We start from the raw sequence: 16,375 nt of genomic DNA, 5'->3' as shown, positions 1-16,375 counted from the left end.
GGCGACGACGAACCGGTTCCCCTCCCGCTTGCGGGAGGGGGTAGGGGAGGGCCTGTCCGGTGGAATGGCGGTCCGTTCTCCAAGCCCTCCCCCGGCCCCTCCCGCAAGCGGGAGGAGAGAATGAGTCTCTGGACTTCCGCTGACATCGCGGCCGCCGTATCCGGTGCCGCTTCGGCCGATTTCGCGGCGTCGAGAGTCGCGTTCGACAGCCGCGAGGTGGAGCCGGGCAGTCTGTTCATCGCGCTTCGTGGCGAGACGACCGACGGCCACCGGTTTCTCGACCAGGCATTCGAGCAGGGTGCGGCCGGGGCGATCGTTTCCGTCGATACCGCGCATCCGCATGTCCGCGTCGCGAATACCATGGCCGCGCTCAACGATCTGGGCCGGGAGGCGCGGGCGCGGACGGATGCGCGGATCATCGGCGTGACGGGCTCGGTCGGCAAGACGGGGACGAAGGAGGCGCTGTTCGCCTGTCTTGACCGGCAGGCGCCGGGCTGCGCCCATCGTTCGGTCAAGAGCTACAACAACCATACCGGCGTGCCGCTCAGCCTGGCCCGGATGCCGGCGGCGAGCCGCTTCGGCGTGTTCGAAATGGGCATGAACCATGCCGGCGAGCTGACGGAGCTGGCCGCTTTGGTGCGCCCGCACGTCGCCATCGTCACCGCCATCGCGCCGGCGCACACCGCCTTTTTCAAGGACGAAAGCGCGATCGCCGATGCGAAGGGCGAAATCTTTTCCGGGCTGCAGCCGGGCGGCACCGCGATCGTGCCGTTCGACAGTCCGCACCGGGGCCGCCTGATCGCGGCGGCCGAACCCTATGCGGAACGGATCGTCACCTTCGGTCTGGACCGGGACGCCGACGTTCACCCGCTGGAACGGATGCGCACCGGATTGGGCGGAACCTTCGTCACCGCGCGCGTGGGCGAGCGCGAGCTGAGCTTCACGTTGTCGCAGCCGGGCGAACACTGGGTATCCAACGCCATGGCGATCCTCGCCGCGGTCGACGCCGTGGGAGCCGATCTGGCGCAGGCGGGCCTGGCGCTGGCGGAGATCGGCGGACTGGCCGGGCGCGGCGCGCGGTTCCGCGCCGAAGTGCCCGGCGGCACCGCGCTCGTCATCGACGAAAGCTACAACGCCAATCCGTCATCCATGCGGGCGACGCTGAAGGTGCTGGCGGCCGAGCCGGCGAAACGCAGGCTCGCGGTGCTGGGCGAAATGCGCGAACTGGGCGTCCGATCGGCGGAATATCACGCCGCCCTGGCCGACCCCATCGACGAAGCGGGCATTTCGCGCGCCATATTGGTGGGCGAGGGCATGGCGCCGCTGGCGACTGCGCTTGAGGGGCGCGTGGATTTCGTCCATGTGGCCGACGCCGCCGAGGCGCGGGAGGCGCTCGTCGCCGATCTCGCCGCCGACGACGCGGTGCTCATCAAGGGTTCGAATGCGATCGGGCTGGCGTCCGTTGTGGCGGCGCTGGCGGGAAATAACTGATGCTGTATCTGCTTGCCGAACATCTGGGATTTCCCGGCGTCCTCAACCTCATCCGCTATCTGAGCTTCCGTTCCGGCGCGGCGGTGGCGACGGCGTTGCTGATCGGCCTGGTGATCGGGCCGAAATTCATCGGCTGGCTGCGCGTGCGCCAGGGCAAGGGGCAGCCGATCCGCGACGACGGTCCGCAAACGCACCTGAGCAAGCGCGGCACCCCGACCATGGGCGGGCTGATGATTCTGACCTCGCTGGCGCTGTCGATCCTGTTGTGGATGGACCTGTCCAATCCGTTCGTATGGGCGTGCCTGTTCGTGACGCTCGGCTTCGGTTCGATCGGCTTTCTCGACGATTACGACAAGGTGAAGAAATCGAGCGCCGCCGGCGTGCCCGGCAAGGTGCGCCTGCTGGGCGAGTTCGTGATCGCGGGGATCGCCGGCTATATCATCATCCGGCAGACGGGGACGCTGCTCTATCTGCCGTTCTTGACCGGCTACGCCATCGATCTCGGCTGGTTCTATATCGCCTTCGCCGCCTTCACGATCGTCGCGTTCGGCAATGCGGTGAACCTGACCGACGGACTGGACGGGCTGGCGACGATGCCGGTGATCATCGCCAGCGTCGCCTTCATGGTGATCGTCTATCTGGTCGGCAACGTGAAGTTCGCCGACTATCTCGGCATTCCGCACGTGCCGGGCGCGGGCGAACTCGCTATCTTCTGTGGTGCGATGATCGGGGCGGGGCTCGCCTTCCTGTGGTTCAACGCACCGCCCGCCGCCGTCTTCATGGGCGATACCGGCAGCCTGGCGCTGGGCGGCGCGCTGGGCACGATCGCGGTGGTCGCGCATCATGAAATCGTGCTCGGCATCATCGGCGGCCTGTTCGTGGTCGAGGCGATGAGCGTCATCATCCAGGTGTTCGTGTTCAAGCGGACGGGCAAGCGCATCTTCAAGATGGCGCCGATCCACCATCATTTCGAACAGCTCGGCTGGTCGGAGCCGACCGTCGTGATCCGCTTCTGGATCATCGCGCTGGTGCTGGCGCTTGCCGGCCTTTCGACGCTGAAGATCCGGTGATCGCGAGTTCCGCCTGGCGCGGCAAACGCTTTGCGGTGCTGGGACTGGCGCGTTCCGGCCGCGCGACGGTCGCGGCGCTGCTGGCGAGCGGGGCCGAGGTCGTGGCGTGGGATGCGGATGCAGGACGGCGGGAAGCGATCCTCCCCGGCACGGGGAGGGGGACCGCCGGCGAAGCTGGTGGTGGAGGGGGAACTGCATCGAGCGTTGCACCCGCGGCAAGCCCCCTCCACCAGCCTGCGGCTGATCCCCCTCCCCGTGCCGGGGAGGATCTTACGCTTGCCGATCCGTTGGACACCGATCTTGCCGGGTTCGATGCCGTCGTCGTCTCGCCGGGGGTGCCGCTCAACCGGCATCCGATCGCCGCGCGCGCGGAGGCGGCGGGTGTGCCCGTCATCGGCGATATCGAGCTGTTCGCGCAGGCGCGGGAGCAATTGCCGGCGCACAAGGTCGTCGGCGTCACCGGCACCAACGGCAAGTCCACCACGACCGCACTCGTCCATCACATCGTCGAGGCGGCGGGATGGCCTGCGCGGCTGGGGGGTAATATCGGCCTGCCGATCCTCGCCGCCGATCCGCTGCCGGAAGGCGGTGTCTATGTGCTGGAACTGTCGAGCTATCAGATCGACCTGACCCGCAGCCTCGATTGCGACGTCGCGGTGCTGCTCAACATCACGCCCGACCATCTCGACCGCTATGCGGACTTCGACGCCTATGCCGCGTCCAAGGCGCGGCTGTTCGCGATGCAGGCGCCCGATCACGCCGCCGTCGTCGGGATCGGCGGCACGCCGTCCTACGAGGTGGCGCGGTCGCTGTCGGCGCGGGGCGAGCATCTGACGAAGATCGCGCCGGGCGCGTGCATGAATCAATCGCGCTGGCCGGCGCTTCAGGGGCCGCACAACGCGCAGAACGCGTTGGCGGCGATTGCGGTGTGCGAGGCGCTGGGCCTGTCGCGCGAGGCGATCGACCGCGGACTGGAGAGCTTTCCCGGCCTGCCGCACCGCATGGAGCGCATCGGCACCGTGAACGGGGTCCTGTACGTCAACGATTCCAAGGCGACCAACCCGACCTCTACCGCATCGGCGCTCGCGGCGTTCGACCGGACCCACTGGATCCTGGGCGGGCAGGCGAAGACGGACGATCTGGAACCCTGCCGGCCGGCCTTCGGTCATGTCGCGTGCGCCTATACGATCGGCGAGGCGGGGCCGATGTTCGCACGCCTGCTGCGGCCGGACATGGCGGTGGAAGAATGCGGGACACTGGCGGAAGCGGTGGCGCGCGCGGCGAAGCGCGCCGAGCCGGGCGACACCGTGCTGTTGTCGCCGGCCTGCGCTTCGTTCGACCAGTTTCGCGACTATGAAGAGCGCGGGAGCGCGTTTCGTTCGCTGGTTGGGGGACTGGCATGACCGATATCATGCGTAGCGGGGATCGCGGCATGCGTGCGCGGATGGAGCAACAGCTCGGTCGGGCGAGCCGTTCGCCCATCGGCGCCTGGTTCCGGGACATCGACCGGGTGCTGTTGCTGCTCGCCTTCCTGTTGATCGCCATCGGGCTGGTGGCGGTGGCGGCCGCGTCACCCGCGTCGGCCGAGCGCTATTCGGGCGGCAGCCATCAGATTACGCCGATGTACTATTTCTGGCGACAGGCCGGATGGGTCGCGCTGTCGGTGCCGGTATTGCTCGCGGTGTCGATGCTGCCGGTGACGTTCGCCCGGCGCGCCGCATTGATCGGAACGGTCGTCTTCCTCGCCCTTCTGGCGCTGACGCCGTTCGTCGGTGTGGAGGCGAACGGCGCGCGGCGCTGGATCGGGTTCGGCTTCGCCCAGTTCCAGCCATCGGAATTCCTGAAGCCGATGTTCATCGTGACGACGGCATGGATCCTGTCGCTGAAGGCCGAAGACCGCCATCTGCCCGTCGTGCCGATCACGATGCTGCTGACCGGCCTGGTCGGCCTCTTGCTGATGCTGCAACCCGATTTCGGCCAGACCATGATCTTCGGCCTGATCTGGCTGATCCTGCTGCTGATCGCGGGCACGTCGCCGCGGATCCTGGCGGGGCTCGCTGGGCTGGGACTGGGCGGCATCATCATGGCCTATATGTTCTACGGCACGGCGCGCGCGCGGATCGACGGATTCCTGTTCCCCGACAGTTCCGCCGTGGCGGCCGACACCTATCAGACGGACATGGCGCATGCGGTGCTGACCGCCGGCGGGCTGACTGGCACCGGTCCGGGCGCGGGGTCGGAGAAGTTCCTGCTGCCCGAGGCGCATACCGACTACATCTATGCCGTCGTGGGCGAGGAGTTCGGCTATATCGCCTGCGCCGTCATCACCATCCTGTTCCTCGCGATCGTGACGCGGGTGTTTGTCAAGCAGCTCGAAGAGGACGATCCGTTCCGCCTGCTCGCCGCGTCCGGACTGGCGGCGGAGTTCGGTGTGCAGGCGATGATCAACATGGCGGTGAATACGGGCCTGGCGCCGTCCAAGGGCATGACGCTGCCCTTTATCAGCTATGGCGGCTCGTCCATGGTGGCGCTTTCGATCGGCATGGGGCTGCTGCTCGCCTTCACGCGGCGCAACCCGTATCTCAGCCGATCCTCCTACGGCACGGGATGGAAGTCGAAATAATGCGCGAACGGCATTTTGTCCTGGCAGCGGGCGGCACCGGCGGACACATGGTCCCGGCGGCGGCACTGGCGAGCGAGCTTGCCGGGCGCGGTCACGGCGTCGCGCTGATCAGCGACGCGCGCGGCGTGCGCTTTCCCGGCCTGTTCGACGACGTGCAGACGCATGTCCTGCCGGCCGGGCGCTTCGGCCGGAACCCGCTCGGCTGGATCCCGGCCGCCCGGCAGATGCTGCGGGGCCGGTCGATGGCGATGGAGCTGTATCGCAGTTTTCGCCCCTCGGCGGTGGTCGGTTTCGGCGGCTATCCCGCGCTGCCGGCGCTGCTGGCCGCTTTTGCGCGCGACATTCCGACCGTCATCCACGAACAGAATGCGGTGCTGGGCCGCGTCAACCGGCTGGCGGCGCGCAAGGTCGATGCGATCGCCACCTCCTACGGCCATGTCCAGCGGTTGCGGGAGCGGTATGCGGACAAGGCGCATCTGGTCGGCAATCCGGTGCGCGAGGCGATCCTCGCGCTGCGCTCGCGCCCCTATCCGGTGCTGGACGAAGACGGCATCTTCCGCGTGTTGGTGACGGGGGGTAGTCAGGGGGCGAGCGTGCTCAGCCGGGTCGTGCCCGACGGCCTCGCCATGCTGCCGGTGCATTTCCGCCGCCGGATGCAGGTCACGCACCAGGCCCGGCCCGAGGATATCGAGGCGGTGCGGGCCAAATATGCCGCGCACGAAATCCCCGCCGAGATTGCCACCTATCTGGCCGATATGCCCGAACAGCTCGCCTGGGCGCATATCGTCATCGCGCGCGCCGGCGCTTCGACCGTGGCGGAGCTGACGGCGGCGGGGCGTCCGGCGATCCTCGTGCCCTTGCCGGGTGCGACCGACGACCACCAGACCGAGAATGCGCGCGAGATTACCGAGGCCGGCGGCGCGCGCACGATCCAGCAGCGCAACTTCACCGCCAAGGAATTGGCGAAACAGATGCAGCGGCTGGGCCTGGAACCGCGGGCGCTGGAAAACGCGGCGCAGCGGGCCAAGGGCTGCGGCCGCCCCAATGCCGCGCGCGAGCTGGCCGATCTGGTCGAGCGTGTGGCCGACGAACATGAAGGAGCAGCATGAAGGGCGTCGCCACCGATATCGGCACGATCCATTTCATCGGCATCGGCGGGATCGGCATGTCCGGCATCGCCGAGGTGATGCACAATCTCGGCTATAGCGTGCAGGGCTCCGACATCGCCGAAAGCTATGTCGTCGAGGGGCTGAGGAAGCGCGGCATTCCGGTGCATATCGGTCATAAGGCGGAAAATGTGGCCGATGTCGCGGTGGTCGTGGTGTCGACGGCGATCAGGCGCGGCAATCCCGAGGTCGAATATGCACTCGAACAGCGTATTCCGGTGGTGCGCCGCGCCGAGATGCTGGCCGAGCTGATGCGGCTGAAATCCACTGTCGCGGTGGCGGGCACGCACGGCAAGACGACGACGACCAGCATGGTCGCCGCGCTGCTGGACGCCGGCGGGGTGGACCCCACCGTCATCAATGGCGGGATCATCAACAGCTATGGCTCCAACGCGCGGCTGGGCGCGAGCGACTGGATGGTGATCGAGGCCGACGAAAGCGACGGCAGCTTCCTGCGCCTCGATGGCACGATCGCGGTCGTCACCAACATCGATCCCGAGCATCTCGACCATTACGGCTCGTTTGAGGCGGTCAAGGACGCCTATGTCGAGTTCATCGAGAACGTGCCCTTCTACGGCGCGGCGCTTTTGTGCCTCGACCATCCGGATGTGCAGTCGATCATCCCGCGCGTCGCCGATCGCCGCATCGTCACCTACGGCTTTGCGAGACAGGCCGACATTCGCGGCGTCAACGTCGTGGCCGAAGGTGGCAGCAACCGGTTCGACGTCGTGATCCGCTCGCGCGACGGCGACACGCGCAAGATCGAGGGGGTCGAGCTGCCGATGGCGGGGCAGCACAATGTCCAGAACGCGCTCGCCGCGATCGGGGTGGCGCTCGAACTGGGCTGCGACGATGCGACGATCCAGAAGGGGTTCGCCCGGTTCGGCGGGGTGAAGCGGCGCTTCACCAAGGTCGGCGAACTGGAACGCGGCGGCGGCACGGTGTCGATCATCGACGATTACGGTCATCATCCGGTCGAGATCCGCGCGGTGCTGTCGGCGGCGCGCGAAAGCGCCTTCGGCCGCGTGATCGCGGTGATGCAGCCGCACCGCTACACCCGGCTCAACGATCTGATGGAGGATTTCGCGCAGGCGTTCAACGACGCCGACATGGTGCTGGTGACGCCCGTTTACGCCGCGGGCGAGGAGCCGATCGACGGCGTCGACGCGGCGGCGCTGATCGAAGGACTGCGGCGGCGCGGCCACCATGCGGTGATGGCGGTGGCGGATCAGGACGATCTTGCCGAGAAGCTGCGCAATCTGGTCGCCAACGGCGATCTCGTCGTCTGCCTGGGTGCGGGCGACATCACCAAATGGGCCGCGGGGCTGGCCGAGGCGATCGACGGCGTGCCGGCATGAGCGTGTGCTATGCCTTGCCGCCGCTGAAGGGCAGCGCCGAACATCAGGGGAGCCTCGCCGGCTTCATCTGGTTCCGCACCGGCGGACCGGCGGAGTGGCTGGTGCGGCCCGACAGTACCGAGGATCTCGCTCGTTTCATGGCGGGTCTGGACGCCGACATGCCGGTGATGCCGGTGGGCGTCGGGTCGAACCTCATCGTGCGCGACGGCGGCATTCCCGGCGTCGTCGTCCGTCTGCCCAAGAGCATGGCGACGATATCGGTCGAACCGAACAACCGCGTGCGCGCCGGCGCGGGCGCGATGGGCATCACCGTCGCCAGCGCCGCGCGCGATGCGGGGATCGCCGGCCTGGAATTCCTGCGCGGCATTCCCGGCACCGTCGGCGGGGCGGTGCGCATGAACGCGGGCGCCTATGGCCGGGAGGTGAGCGACATTCTGGTCGAGGCGACCGTGGTGACGCGCGCCGGCGCCGTCGAAACCTGGCGCGCGGAGCGGCTGGACTATAGCTATCGCCATTCCGCCGTGCCGGCGGGTGCCGTGGTGGTCGAGGCGCTGTTCGCGGGCAGGCCGGGCGAGCCGGCGGCGATCGGTGCCGAGATGGACCGCATCGCGGCCGAGCGCGAAGCGTCGCAGCCGCTGCGTTCGCGCACGGGTGGGTCGACGTTCAAGAACCCGGCGGGGGAGAAGGCCTGGGCGCTGATCGATGCCGCAGGCTGCCGGGGATTGCGGATGGGCGATGCACAAGTATCGGAAAAGCATTGCAATTTCCTGCTCAATCTCGGATCGGCGGCGAGCAGCGATATCGAGGCGCTGGGCGAGGAAGTGCGCCGGCGGGTGAAGGCGCATTCGGGGATCGAACTCGAATGGGAAATCCAGCGCGTGGGGGACAAAGCGTGACCGGCGGCTGTGACATCCTCCCCGGAACGGGGAGGGGGACCATGCGGAGCATGGTGGAGGGGGGCTTCCACCATAGGCGCCGAGTGCCGTCCACGTTGCGTCTGCGGCCTTCCCCCTCCACCAGCCTGCGGCTGGTCCCCCTCCCCTTGCAGGGGAGGAACAGGTGAGCCGCCCCCTACACATCGCGGTCCTGATGGGCGGCTGGTCGGCGGAGCGCGACGTGTCGCTGTCGTCCGGCGCCGGCATCGCCGAGGCGCTGGAGGGCAAGGGCCACCGTGTGACCCGCGTCGACATGGATCGCGACATCGCCGTCACCCTGTCCGAACTGAAGCCGGACCTGGTCTTCAACGCGTTGCACGGCACGCCGGGCGAAGACGGGACGGTGCAGGGCATGCTCGACCTGATGGGCCTGCGCTACACCCATTCCGGCATGGTCACCTCCGTCATCGCGATCGACAAGATGCTGACCAAGCAGACGCTGGTGCCGTACGGCGTTCCCATGCCCGGCGGCCGCATCGTGAAATCGCGCGAATTGTTCGACCGCGATCCTCTGCCGCGGCCCTATGTGCTGAAGCCGGTGAACGAGGGGTCTTCGGTGGGCGTGGCGATCGTCACCGAGGACAGCAATTGCGGCAATCCCATCGCGCGCGATGCCAAGGGGCCTTGGGCGGAGTTCGACGAGCTGCTGGCCGAACCCTTCATCCGCGGGCGCGAGCTGACGACGGCGGTGCTGGGCGAGGACGCGCTGGGCGTTACCGAGCTGCGACCCCAGAGCGGCTTCTACGATTACGACGCCAAATATACCGACGGGCTGACCGAGCATGTCTGCCCCGCCGACGTGCCCGACGAGATCGCCGAGGCCTGCAAGCGGATCGCGCTCGATGCGCACCGGCTGCTCGGCTGCCGGGGTACGTCGCGCTCCGATTTCCGCTGGGACGACAGCCAGGGTATCGAGGGGCTGTTCCTGCTGGAGGTGAACACGCAGCCGGGCATGACGCCGCTCAGCCTGGTGCCCGAGCAGGCGAAATTTGTCGGGCTATCCTACGGCGATCTGGTACAACGCATCGTCGACGAGGCGATGCGGGAGGATATCGGGGGATGAGCCGCACCAGCACCCGGCGCAAGCAGCCGCAGCGGCGCGGATCGGTGAAGCCGAAGCGCCGGCCGCAATCGCGCGGGCAGCGGGTATCGATCCTCGACCAGGCGGTGGCGGCACTGCCGGTCAGCGAGGAAACGCTGCGCCGCGTATCGGCATGGACGATCTTTTCGGCGGTGGCGGCGCTGGCGATCGCCGTCGCCACCTGGTTCGGCCTGCCGCAGGCGGCCTATGTCGCCGCTGCCGAGACGGTGGGGCGCACCGGCCTGCGCGTCAGCCAGATCGAGCTGAGCGGGTTGAAGCGCATGGACCGGATGACGGTCTATGCCGCCGCGCTGGACCAGCAGTCGCAGGCGATGCCGCTGGTCGATCTCGGCGCCGTGCGCAACCGGCTGCTGCAACATGGCTGGGTCGAGGACGCGCGGGTTTCGCGGCGCCTGCCCGACACGCTTTCGATCGACATCGTCGAGCGCACGCCGGCGGCGATCTGGCAGAATGAAGGACAGTTGATGCTGATCGACGCGGACGGCGTGCTGCTGGCCCCGGTGACGCCGGACAACATGCCGGACCTGCCGCTGGTGATCGGCGACGGCGCCAATGCGCAGGAAAAGAACTTCCGCGCGCTGATGGAGGCAGCGCCGGCGCTGAAGCCGACCGTCAAGGCGGCGACCTGGGTCGGCAATCGGCGCTGGAACCTGACCTTCCTGTCGGGCGAGACGCTGGAATTGCCGGAGGGCGACCTTCCCGCCGCCAGGGCGCTGGCGAAATTCGCCGAACTGGACGGCATGCAGGGGCTGCTGGGCAAGGGATATATGCGGTTCGACATGCGCGATCCCACCAAGCTGGTGGTGCGTATGCCGGACGATGCGGAACGCACGATCACGGACGAGGCGGGCGGCTGAGGCCGCCATCGGGGGCAGGGAAAGACGGATATGGCGAAGACGGCACCGGAAGGACTGATTACCGCACTGGACATCGGATCGTCCAAGGTATCGGCGCTGATCGCGCAGAAGGGCGATGGCGAGGAACTGGTCGTGCTGGGCACCGGCCAGCGGGAGAGCAAGGGCGTCAAGCGCGGCTATATCGCCGATATGCACGCCACCGAACTCGCCGTGCGCGAGGCGGTGGAGCAGGCGGAAAAGATCGCCGGCTTCAACATCGAGGATGTGTGGGTCAGCTTTTCGGCCGGCGGGCTGATCTCCGACCTGGTGAAGCTGGAGATCGACCTGGGCGGCCACCGCGTGGAGCAGGCGGATATCGACCATCTGCTCAAGACCGGACGCAACGCGATCGAACCCAATGGCCGCATGGTGCTGCATGCGCAGCCGACGCGCTACACCGTCGACGGGCTGGCGGGCGTCAAGCAGCCGCTGGGCCTGCACGCCGACCGGCTGGGCGTCGAGATCCACGTCGTCGCCACCGACGGCTCGCCTGTGCGCAATCTCGACCTGTGCGTGCGCTCGGCGCATCTCGACGTGAAATCGATCATCGCGGCACCACTGGCGACGGGTTTCGCATGCCTGTCGGAAGAGGAGCGCGAACTGGGCGTCGCGCTGGTCGAGGTCGGCGCGGGCGTAACCAACGTGTCGGTGTTCGCCCAGGGTATGCTGACGGGCCTTGCCTCCATACCGATGGGCGCCGCCGACATCACCGACGACATCGCCTCCGCCTTCGGCACCAGGCGGGCGCAGGCGGAGCGGATGAAGTGCTTCTACGGCTCTGCGAACATGAGCCCGCGCGACAATCACGACATGATCGACGTGACGCCGATCTCGTCGGAAGACGGGGCGGAAGGGTCGCGCATCACCCGCGCCCAACTGATCGCGGTGATTCGCCAGCGGCTCGACCGGCTGATGGCCGAAATCCAGAAGGAATTGCGCAGGCTGAACTTCGAGGACCCCGTCGGGCGGCAGATCGTGCTGACGGGCGGCGGCGCGGACCTGAACGGCATCGCCGATTATGCGCAGCAGGCGCTGGGGCGCACCGTGCGCGTCGGCCGGCCGCGCGGCCTGACCGCCCTGCCGGATGCGCATGCCGGCCCGGGTTTCGCCACGCTGGCCGGTCTGGCAGTGTTCGCCGCTGCCGACCCGGTCGATCTTCGCGCGATCGAGGCGCCGCAGATGACCGTCGTTCGGCAGAACCCGACGGCGGTGCTGAAACGGTTCTGGCAGGCGCTTCGGACGAATTATTGACCGAATATTGCACTTTACGCCGATCGGGGCTGGAACAGCGCTCCGCGTTGAGGCACAACGGCGCTACGTTTCATGTGCTTGCCCAGGGTATCGGGCGCACGGGGGAGACCATTGGATGAGTATCGAATTCCTGCCACAAGACGTCGATGAACTGACGCCGCGCATCACCGTCATCGGCGTCGGCGGCGCCGGCGGCAATGCCATCGCCAACATGATGCGGGCCGAGGTGCAGGGCGTCGACTTCGTCGTGGCGAATACCGACGCACAGGCGCTCAAGCAGTCGACGGCCGAACAGAAAATCCAGCTCGGCGCCAAGATCACGCAGGGGCTGGGCGCCGGCTCGCGGCCCGAAATCGGGCGCGCGGCGGCCGAGGAGACGGTCGAGGACATCCAGCAGGCGCTGCAGGGTTCGCACATGTGCTTCATCGCCGCCGGCATGGGCGGCGGCACGGGGACGGGCGCCGCGCCGGTGATCGCGAAGATCGCGCGCGACATGAACATCCTGACCGTCGGCGTGGTGACCAAGCCCTTCTCCTTCGAAGGCAAGCGTCGGGCCAAGTCGGCCGAGGAGGGCATCGACGAGCTGCACAAGTTCGTCGATACGCTGATCGTCATCCCGAACCAGAACCTGTTCCTGATCGCCAATGCGAACACGACCTTCAAGGAAGCGTTCGAGATGGCCGACGAGGTGCTGCAGCAGGGCGTGCGCGGCATCACCGACCTGATGGTCATGCCCGGCCTCATCAACCTAGACTTCGCCGACGTCCGCTCGGTGATGCAGGAAATGGGCAAGGCGATGATGGGCACCGGCGAAGCCGATGGCGACAGCCGCGCGATCGAGGCCGCGCAGAAGGCGATCGCCAACCCGTTGCTCGACGGCGTCAGCATGCAGGGCGCCAAGGGCGTCATCGTATCGATCACCGGTGGTGAGGACATGCGCCTGCTCGAAGTCGACGAAGCCGCGAATCACATCCGCGAACTGGTCGACGAGGATGCCAACATCATCTGGGGCTCGGCCTTCAATACCGAATTGGAAGGCAAGATCCGCGTCTCGGTGGTGGCGACCGGGATCGACGCCGATGCGCAGCAGGCCGAATCCGCCGCGCCGGCGGAGCCGCAGACGCGCGTCTTCTCCTTCTCCAGCCCGCGCCGCGGCCAGCGTGAAGAGGCGCCCGCGCCCGCGTCGGACGATGTTGCGGCTGCCTCACAGGCCGAACCGGCACCGGAACCCGCCGCCCCCGCAGCATCGGCGGATCAGGGCGAGCCCGCACCCCGCAAGAGCGATCGCGAAGAGGCGCCGACGGCCGAGGACGATGCGGTCGAGGAGATCACCAGCGAGGACGATGCGGACGAATTGCTGCTGGGCTCGGAAACGATCGTGCCGGAACCCGACAGCGTGACGACCGAGCCGCCGGCGCCCCAGGAAGAACCCGGGCCGCGCCGCCGCTGGCTGACCCCCGGCAGCGCCCGCGAAGATGGCGCCGACGCCGGTCGGGAGGGCGACGACGACATGGACGCGCCGCGTCGGCCCGAGCGGGCGAAATCCGGCGGAACGCTGTTCGAACGGATGTCGAGCGGCCGCCGCACCGCGCGGGACGAAGAGGGCGAGGATCGCGAATCGCTTGATATTCCGCGCTTCCTCCATCGCCAGAACAACCAGTAAGACGAGAGGCGCGCCGGTCCGTCGCCGGCGCGCCACCGTTCACCGAGAGGCCTGTCGGCAATCATTGCCCGTTCATCCGCCATCCGGTTTATGGTCGATCCATCATGAACCGTAAGACAATTTTTTCGCACATCGGCCCGGTTCTGGCGCTGATGATGGCGGCCATGGCGTCGCCTGCGCCGGCGCAACCGGTCACTTCTTCCATCACCCCGCATGCCGACAAGCTCGCGGCGCAGATGCGAATCCTCGCCAGGGACCCCAGGGATGTCGACGCGCTGATCAGCGCCGGCATCCTCAGCGTCAAACTGAAGGACGTGCCGGCCGCGCTCCGTTTCTTCCAGCGGGCGGAAAACGAAGCGCCGCACGATCCCCGCATCATCGCCGGCCGCGCGTCCGCCCTGGTCGCGGTGGAGCGGCCGGGCGAGGCGCTGCAACTGTTCCGCAAGGCGGAGAAAGCGGGAATCGCGCCCGCGACCTTTGCCGCGGATCGCGGCCTGGCCTATGACCTGCTCGGCTATCCGCACTATGCGGAGCGCGATTACCGCCTGGCGTTGAAATCGGGTGCCGATGACGAAACCACGCGGCGCCTCGCGCTGTCGCTGGCGATGCAGGGCAAATACGACGAGGCGTCGAAACTGCTGGAACCGATGCTGCGCGACCAGGACCGGTCGGCCTGGCTGGCGGAGGCGTGCGTCCGCGCGATGGCGGGCGATGTCGATCGCGCCACCCATATCGCCAGGACGCTGCTGCCCGATCAGGGCGCGGAGATGAAACCCTTCTTCCGCGATCTTCGCGGCCTGTCGCTGCCGGACCGGGCGTTCGCCGTCCATTTCGGCCAGCTTCACCGCACGCCTACGCAACTCGCCGATGCGCGGCTTGCCACCGGCCTGCTGTCGCCCGACGATCGCGACCGGCCGGTGCGCCTGGCGAGCACGGAACCCGCAGCCGATCCGACGCCCGCACGCACCGCGCCCGGCGCCGGGGGGGAGGCGCTCGCCGCCGTGCCGATGGGCGGAACCACCCGCGCCGACGATGATGCCGTGCCGGAGAAAGCGCCGGCCCGGTCGATCGAATATCGGCTCGCATCCTCGGCGATGAAGCCCATGGCGGATACCCGCTCGGATGCGAAACCCGCCGCGCCCGCTCCACCGCCGATCGACACCGATGCCGTTGCGGCGATCATGAAACGGATCGTCGTACCCGGCACCGAGCTTGCCGCTGCCAAGGTAGCGAAAGCAGCACCAGCGCGCACAGCAGCCGCGACCTCGCCGGCCCGGTCCGCGACGGCCACGAAACCCGCGCACAAGGCCAAAGCCGAAGCGTCCACGAAGCCGGCTGCCAAATCCGAACCGGCACGCCACTGGGTGCAGGTGGCGGGCGGCGCCGACAAGAATGCGTTACCGCGCACCTGGAACCGGCTGGAGGACCAGGCGCCGGATCTGTTCAAGGGCAAAGGCGCCTGGACGACGCCGCTGCGCTTCACCAATCGGTTGCTCGCCGGACCGTTCGACAGCGCCGATGCCGCGCAGGCCTTCGTCAACAAGCTTGCGGGCGAAAACATCTCGGCCTTCCCCTTCGACAGCGAAGCCGGGCAGACGATCGAAAAGCTCGATACCGAATGAGCGGGCGTGCGCCCTGGGCCTCGGACCCGGAGCGTAGCCGTGGCCGTCTGCACGAGGAACAAAAGGGGACGCGCGGGCCCCGCAACGCGTTCCAGCGCGACCGCGACCGCATCATCCATTCGATCAGCTTTCGCCGCCTGCGCCACAAGACGCAGGTGTTCATGGCGCCCGACGGCGACCATTTCCGGGTGCGGCTGACGCATAGCCTGGAAGTCGCGCAGATCGGGCGCACGGTGGCGCGTGCGCTGGGCCTGGACGAGGATCTGACCGAGGCGCTGTGCCTTGCCCACGACATCGGCCATCCGCCGTTCGGACATGCCGGTGAGGATGCGCTGAAGGCGGCGCTGGAAGGCAAGGGCGGCTTCGACCACAACGGCAATACGCTGCGCGCGCTGACGCTGATCGACAGTCCCTATCCGACCTGGCGCGGCCTCAATCTGACCTGGGAGACGTTGGAGGGCCTCGCCAAGCATAACGGCCCGGTGCGCCGCCCCGGCTGGGCGCTGAGCGAGGCCGACGCGGCCTTTCCGCTCGACCTGCACCAATGGTCGTCGCTGGAGGCGCAGGTCGCGGCGATCGCCGACGACATCGCCTATGACAATCACGATATCGACGACGGCCTGCGCGCCGGGCTGCTGACGCTGGAGCAATTGCTCGAGGTGCCGCTGGTCGCGCGTGGCTGGAATGCGGTGCGAACACGCTATCCGGACCTGCCGCAGCACCGGCTGGTGGGTGAACTGGTCCGATCGCAGATCGGGATGATGGTCAACGACCTGATCGCCGAGACGCAGCGGCGGGTGGCGGATGCCGGGCTCGGCAGCGTGAACGACGTGCGGGCGGCGGGCCGGTGCCTCGCCGGCTTTTCCGATGCGATGCGCGAGGACGAGCGCATCCTCAAGCGCTTCATGTACGCCAATCTCTACCATCACCCGCAGCAACTGGCGGCGGCGGAGACGGCGCACGGCATCGTCGCCGGGCTGTTCGCCGCCTATCGCGACGATCCCTTACGCATGGCCTCGGGGTGGCACGAGCCTCTGCCTGCCGAGGAACCGCACCGCAGCCGCCATATCGCCGATTTTATCGCGGGAATGACCGATCGCTACGCTATCCAGCGCTATCGCGAAATGGTCGGTCCGATCGCGCTGCCGGCGGGGTTTTGAGGAATGCGGCTCGCCGTTTGCCCGGAGCTTGTCGAAGG

The 16,375-nt window shown here is 67.9% G+C and carries 13 protein-coding genes; all 13 read left to right on the top strand.

The window, feature by feature from the left end:
* Positions 1-120: 120 nt before the first annotated feature.
* The 13 genes from RPR59_RS11730 (at position 121) to RPR59_RS11670 (ending at position 16,337) form a co-directional block, all read left to right on the top strand.
* Positions 121-1,491: a UDP-N-acetylmuramoyl-tripeptide--D-alanyl-D-alanine ligase gene (locus RPR59_RS11730; RefSeq protein ID WP_313914255.1), complete on the top strand. Its 1,371-nt coding sequence runs from the start codon at positions 121-123 to the stop codon at positions 1,489-1,491.
* On the top strand, positions 1,491-2,561 hold the full coding sequence (gene mraY, locus RPR59_RS11725; protein WP_313914253.1) for a phospho-N-acetylmuramoyl-pentapeptide-transferase: 1,071 nt from the start codon (positions 1,491-1,493) through the stop codon (positions 2,559-2,561). Before RPR59_RS11730 ends, mraY begins: the two co-directional genes overlap by 1 nt.
* Complete coding sequence (murD, locus tag RPR59_RS11720) at positions 2,558-3,964, top strand: UDP-N-acetylmuramoyl-L-alanine--D-glutamate ligase (RefSeq protein WP_313914251.1); 1,407 nt, start codon at positions 2,558-2,560, stop codon at positions 3,962-3,964. The genes mraY and murD overlap by 4 nt, the downstream gene beginning before the upstream one ends.
* Positions 3,961-5,184: a peptidoglycan glycosyltransferase FtsW gene (locus tag RPR59_RS11715; protein ID WP_313914249.1), complete on the top strand. Its 1,224-nt coding sequence runs from the start codon at positions 3,961-3,963 to the stop codon at positions 5,182-5,184. Before murD ends, RPR59_RS11715 begins: the two co-directional genes overlap by 4 nt.
* Positions 5,184-6,293, top strand: a complete 1,110-nt coding sequence (gene murG, locus RPR59_RS11710) for an undecaprenyldiphospho-muramoylpentapeptide beta-N-acetylglucosaminyltransferase (protein ID WP_432280263.1) — start codon at positions 5,184-5,186, stop codon at positions 6,291-6,293. Before RPR59_RS11715 ends, murG begins: the two co-directional genes overlap by 1 nt.
* Positions 6,290-7,708 carry a UDP-N-acetylmuramate--L-alanine ligase gene (gene murC, locus RPR59_RS11705; protein WP_313914247.1) on the top strand — a complete coding sequence of 473 codons (1,419 nt, stop codon included), beginning with the start codon at positions 6,290-6,292 and terminating at the stop codon, positions 7,706-7,708. Before murG ends, murC begins: the two co-directional genes overlap by 4 nt.
* On the top strand, positions 7,705-8,604 hold the full coding sequence (gene murB, locus RPR59_RS11700; protein ID WP_313914245.1) for a UDP-N-acetylmuramate dehydrogenase: 900 nt from the start codon (positions 7,705-7,707) through the stop codon (positions 8,602-8,604). The genes murC and murB overlap by 4 nt, the downstream gene beginning before the upstream one ends.
* A 163-nt stretch (positions 8,605-8,767) precedes the next feature.
* Positions 8,768-9,706: a D-alanine--D-alanine ligase gene (locus RPR59_RS11695; protein ID WP_313914243.1), complete on the top strand. Its 939-nt coding sequence runs from the start codon at positions 8,768-8,770 to the stop codon at positions 9,704-9,706.
* A complete protein-coding gene (locus RPR59_RS11690) occupies positions 9,703-10,602 on the top strand; it encodes a cell division protein FtsQ/DivIB (protein WP_313914241.1) in 900 nt (299 codons plus the stop codon). Before RPR59_RS11695 ends, RPR59_RS11690 begins: the two co-directional genes overlap by 4 nt.
* A gap of 30 nt (positions 10,603-10,632) precedes the next feature.
* Positions 10,633-11,892: a cell division protein FtsA gene (ftsA, locus tag RPR59_RS11685; protein WP_313914239.1), complete on the top strand. Its 1,260-nt coding sequence runs from the start codon at positions 10,633-10,635 to the stop codon at positions 11,890-11,892.
* A gap of 115 nt (positions 11,893-12,007) precedes the next feature.
* A complete protein-coding gene (gene ftsZ / locus RPR59_RS11680) occupies positions 12,008-13,555 on the top strand; it encodes a cell division protein FtsZ (RefSeq protein ID WP_313914237.1) in 1,548 nt (515 codons plus the stop codon).
* Positions 13,556-13,659: 104 nt separating this feature from the next.
* Positions 13,660-15,177, top strand: coding sequence for an SPOR domain-containing protein (locus RPR59_RS11675; protein ID WP_313914235.1), 1,518 nt, complete (start codon positions 13,660-13,662; stop codon positions 15,175-15,177).
* A complete protein-coding gene (locus RPR59_RS11670; protein WP_313914234.1) occupies positions 15,174-16,337 on the top strand; it encodes a deoxyguanosinetriphosphate triphosphohydrolase in 1,164 nt (387 codons plus the stop codon). Before RPR59_RS11675 ends, RPR59_RS11670 begins: the two co-directional genes overlap by 4 nt.
* Positions 16,338-16,375 lie beyond the last annotated feature (38 nt).

Origin of the sequence: Stakelama saccharophila (assembly GCF_032229225.1) — a bacterium.
In the GTDB taxonomy this organism is placed as follows: domain Bacteria; phylum Pseudomonadota; class Alphaproteobacteria; order Sphingomonadales; family Sphingomonadaceae; genus Sphingomonas; species Sphingomonas saccharophila.
Note: the sequence above shows the minus strand (reverse complement) of the source record. Positions and strands in the feature narration are given on the sequence as shown.

Excerpts from the sequence above, each read along its gene's own strand:
- murB (WP_313914245.1), top strand. The coding sequence starts at position 7,705 with ATGAGCGTGTGCTATGCCTTGCCGCCGCTGAAGGGCAGCGCCGAACAT.
- RPR59_RS11675 (WP_313914235.1), top strand. The coding sequence starts at position 13,660 with ATGAACCGTAAGACAATTTTTTCGCACATCGGCCCGGTTCTGGCGCTG.
- RPR59_RS11670 (WP_313914234.1), top strand. The coding sequence starts at position 15,174 with ATGAGCGGGCGTGCGCCCTGGGCCTCGGACCCGGAGCGTAGCCGTGGC.
- ftsZ (WP_313914237.1), top strand. The coding sequence starts at position 12,008 with ATGAGTATCGAATTCCTGCCACAAGACGTCGATGAACTGACGCCGCGC.
- RPR59_RS11730 (WP_313914255.1), top strand. The coding sequence starts at position 121 with ATGAGTCTCTGGACTTCCGCTGACATCGCGGCCGCCGTATCCGGTGCC.
- murG (WP_432280263.1), top strand. The coding sequence starts at position 5,184 with ATGCGCGAACGGCATTTTGTCCTGGCAGCGGGCGGCACCGGCGGACAC.
- RPR59_RS11690 (WP_313914241.1), top strand. The coding sequence starts at position 9,703 with ATGAGCCGCACCAGCACCCGGCGCAAGCAGCCGCAGCGGCGCGGATCG.
- murC (WP_313914247.1), top strand. The coding sequence starts at position 6,290 with ATGAAGGGCGTCGCCACCGATATCGGCACGATCCATTTCATCGGCATC.
- RPR59_RS11715 (WP_313914249.1), top strand. The coding sequence starts at position 3,961 with ATGACCGATATCATGCGTAGCGGGGATCGCGGCATGCGTGCGCGGATG.
- ftsA (WP_313914239.1), top strand. The coding sequence starts at position 10,633 with ATGGCGAAGACGGCACCGGAAGGACTGATTACCGCACTGGACATCGGA.
- mraY (WP_313914253.1), top strand. The coding sequence starts at position 1,491 with ATGCTGTATCTGCTTGCCGAACATCTGGGATTTCCCGGCGTCCTCAAC.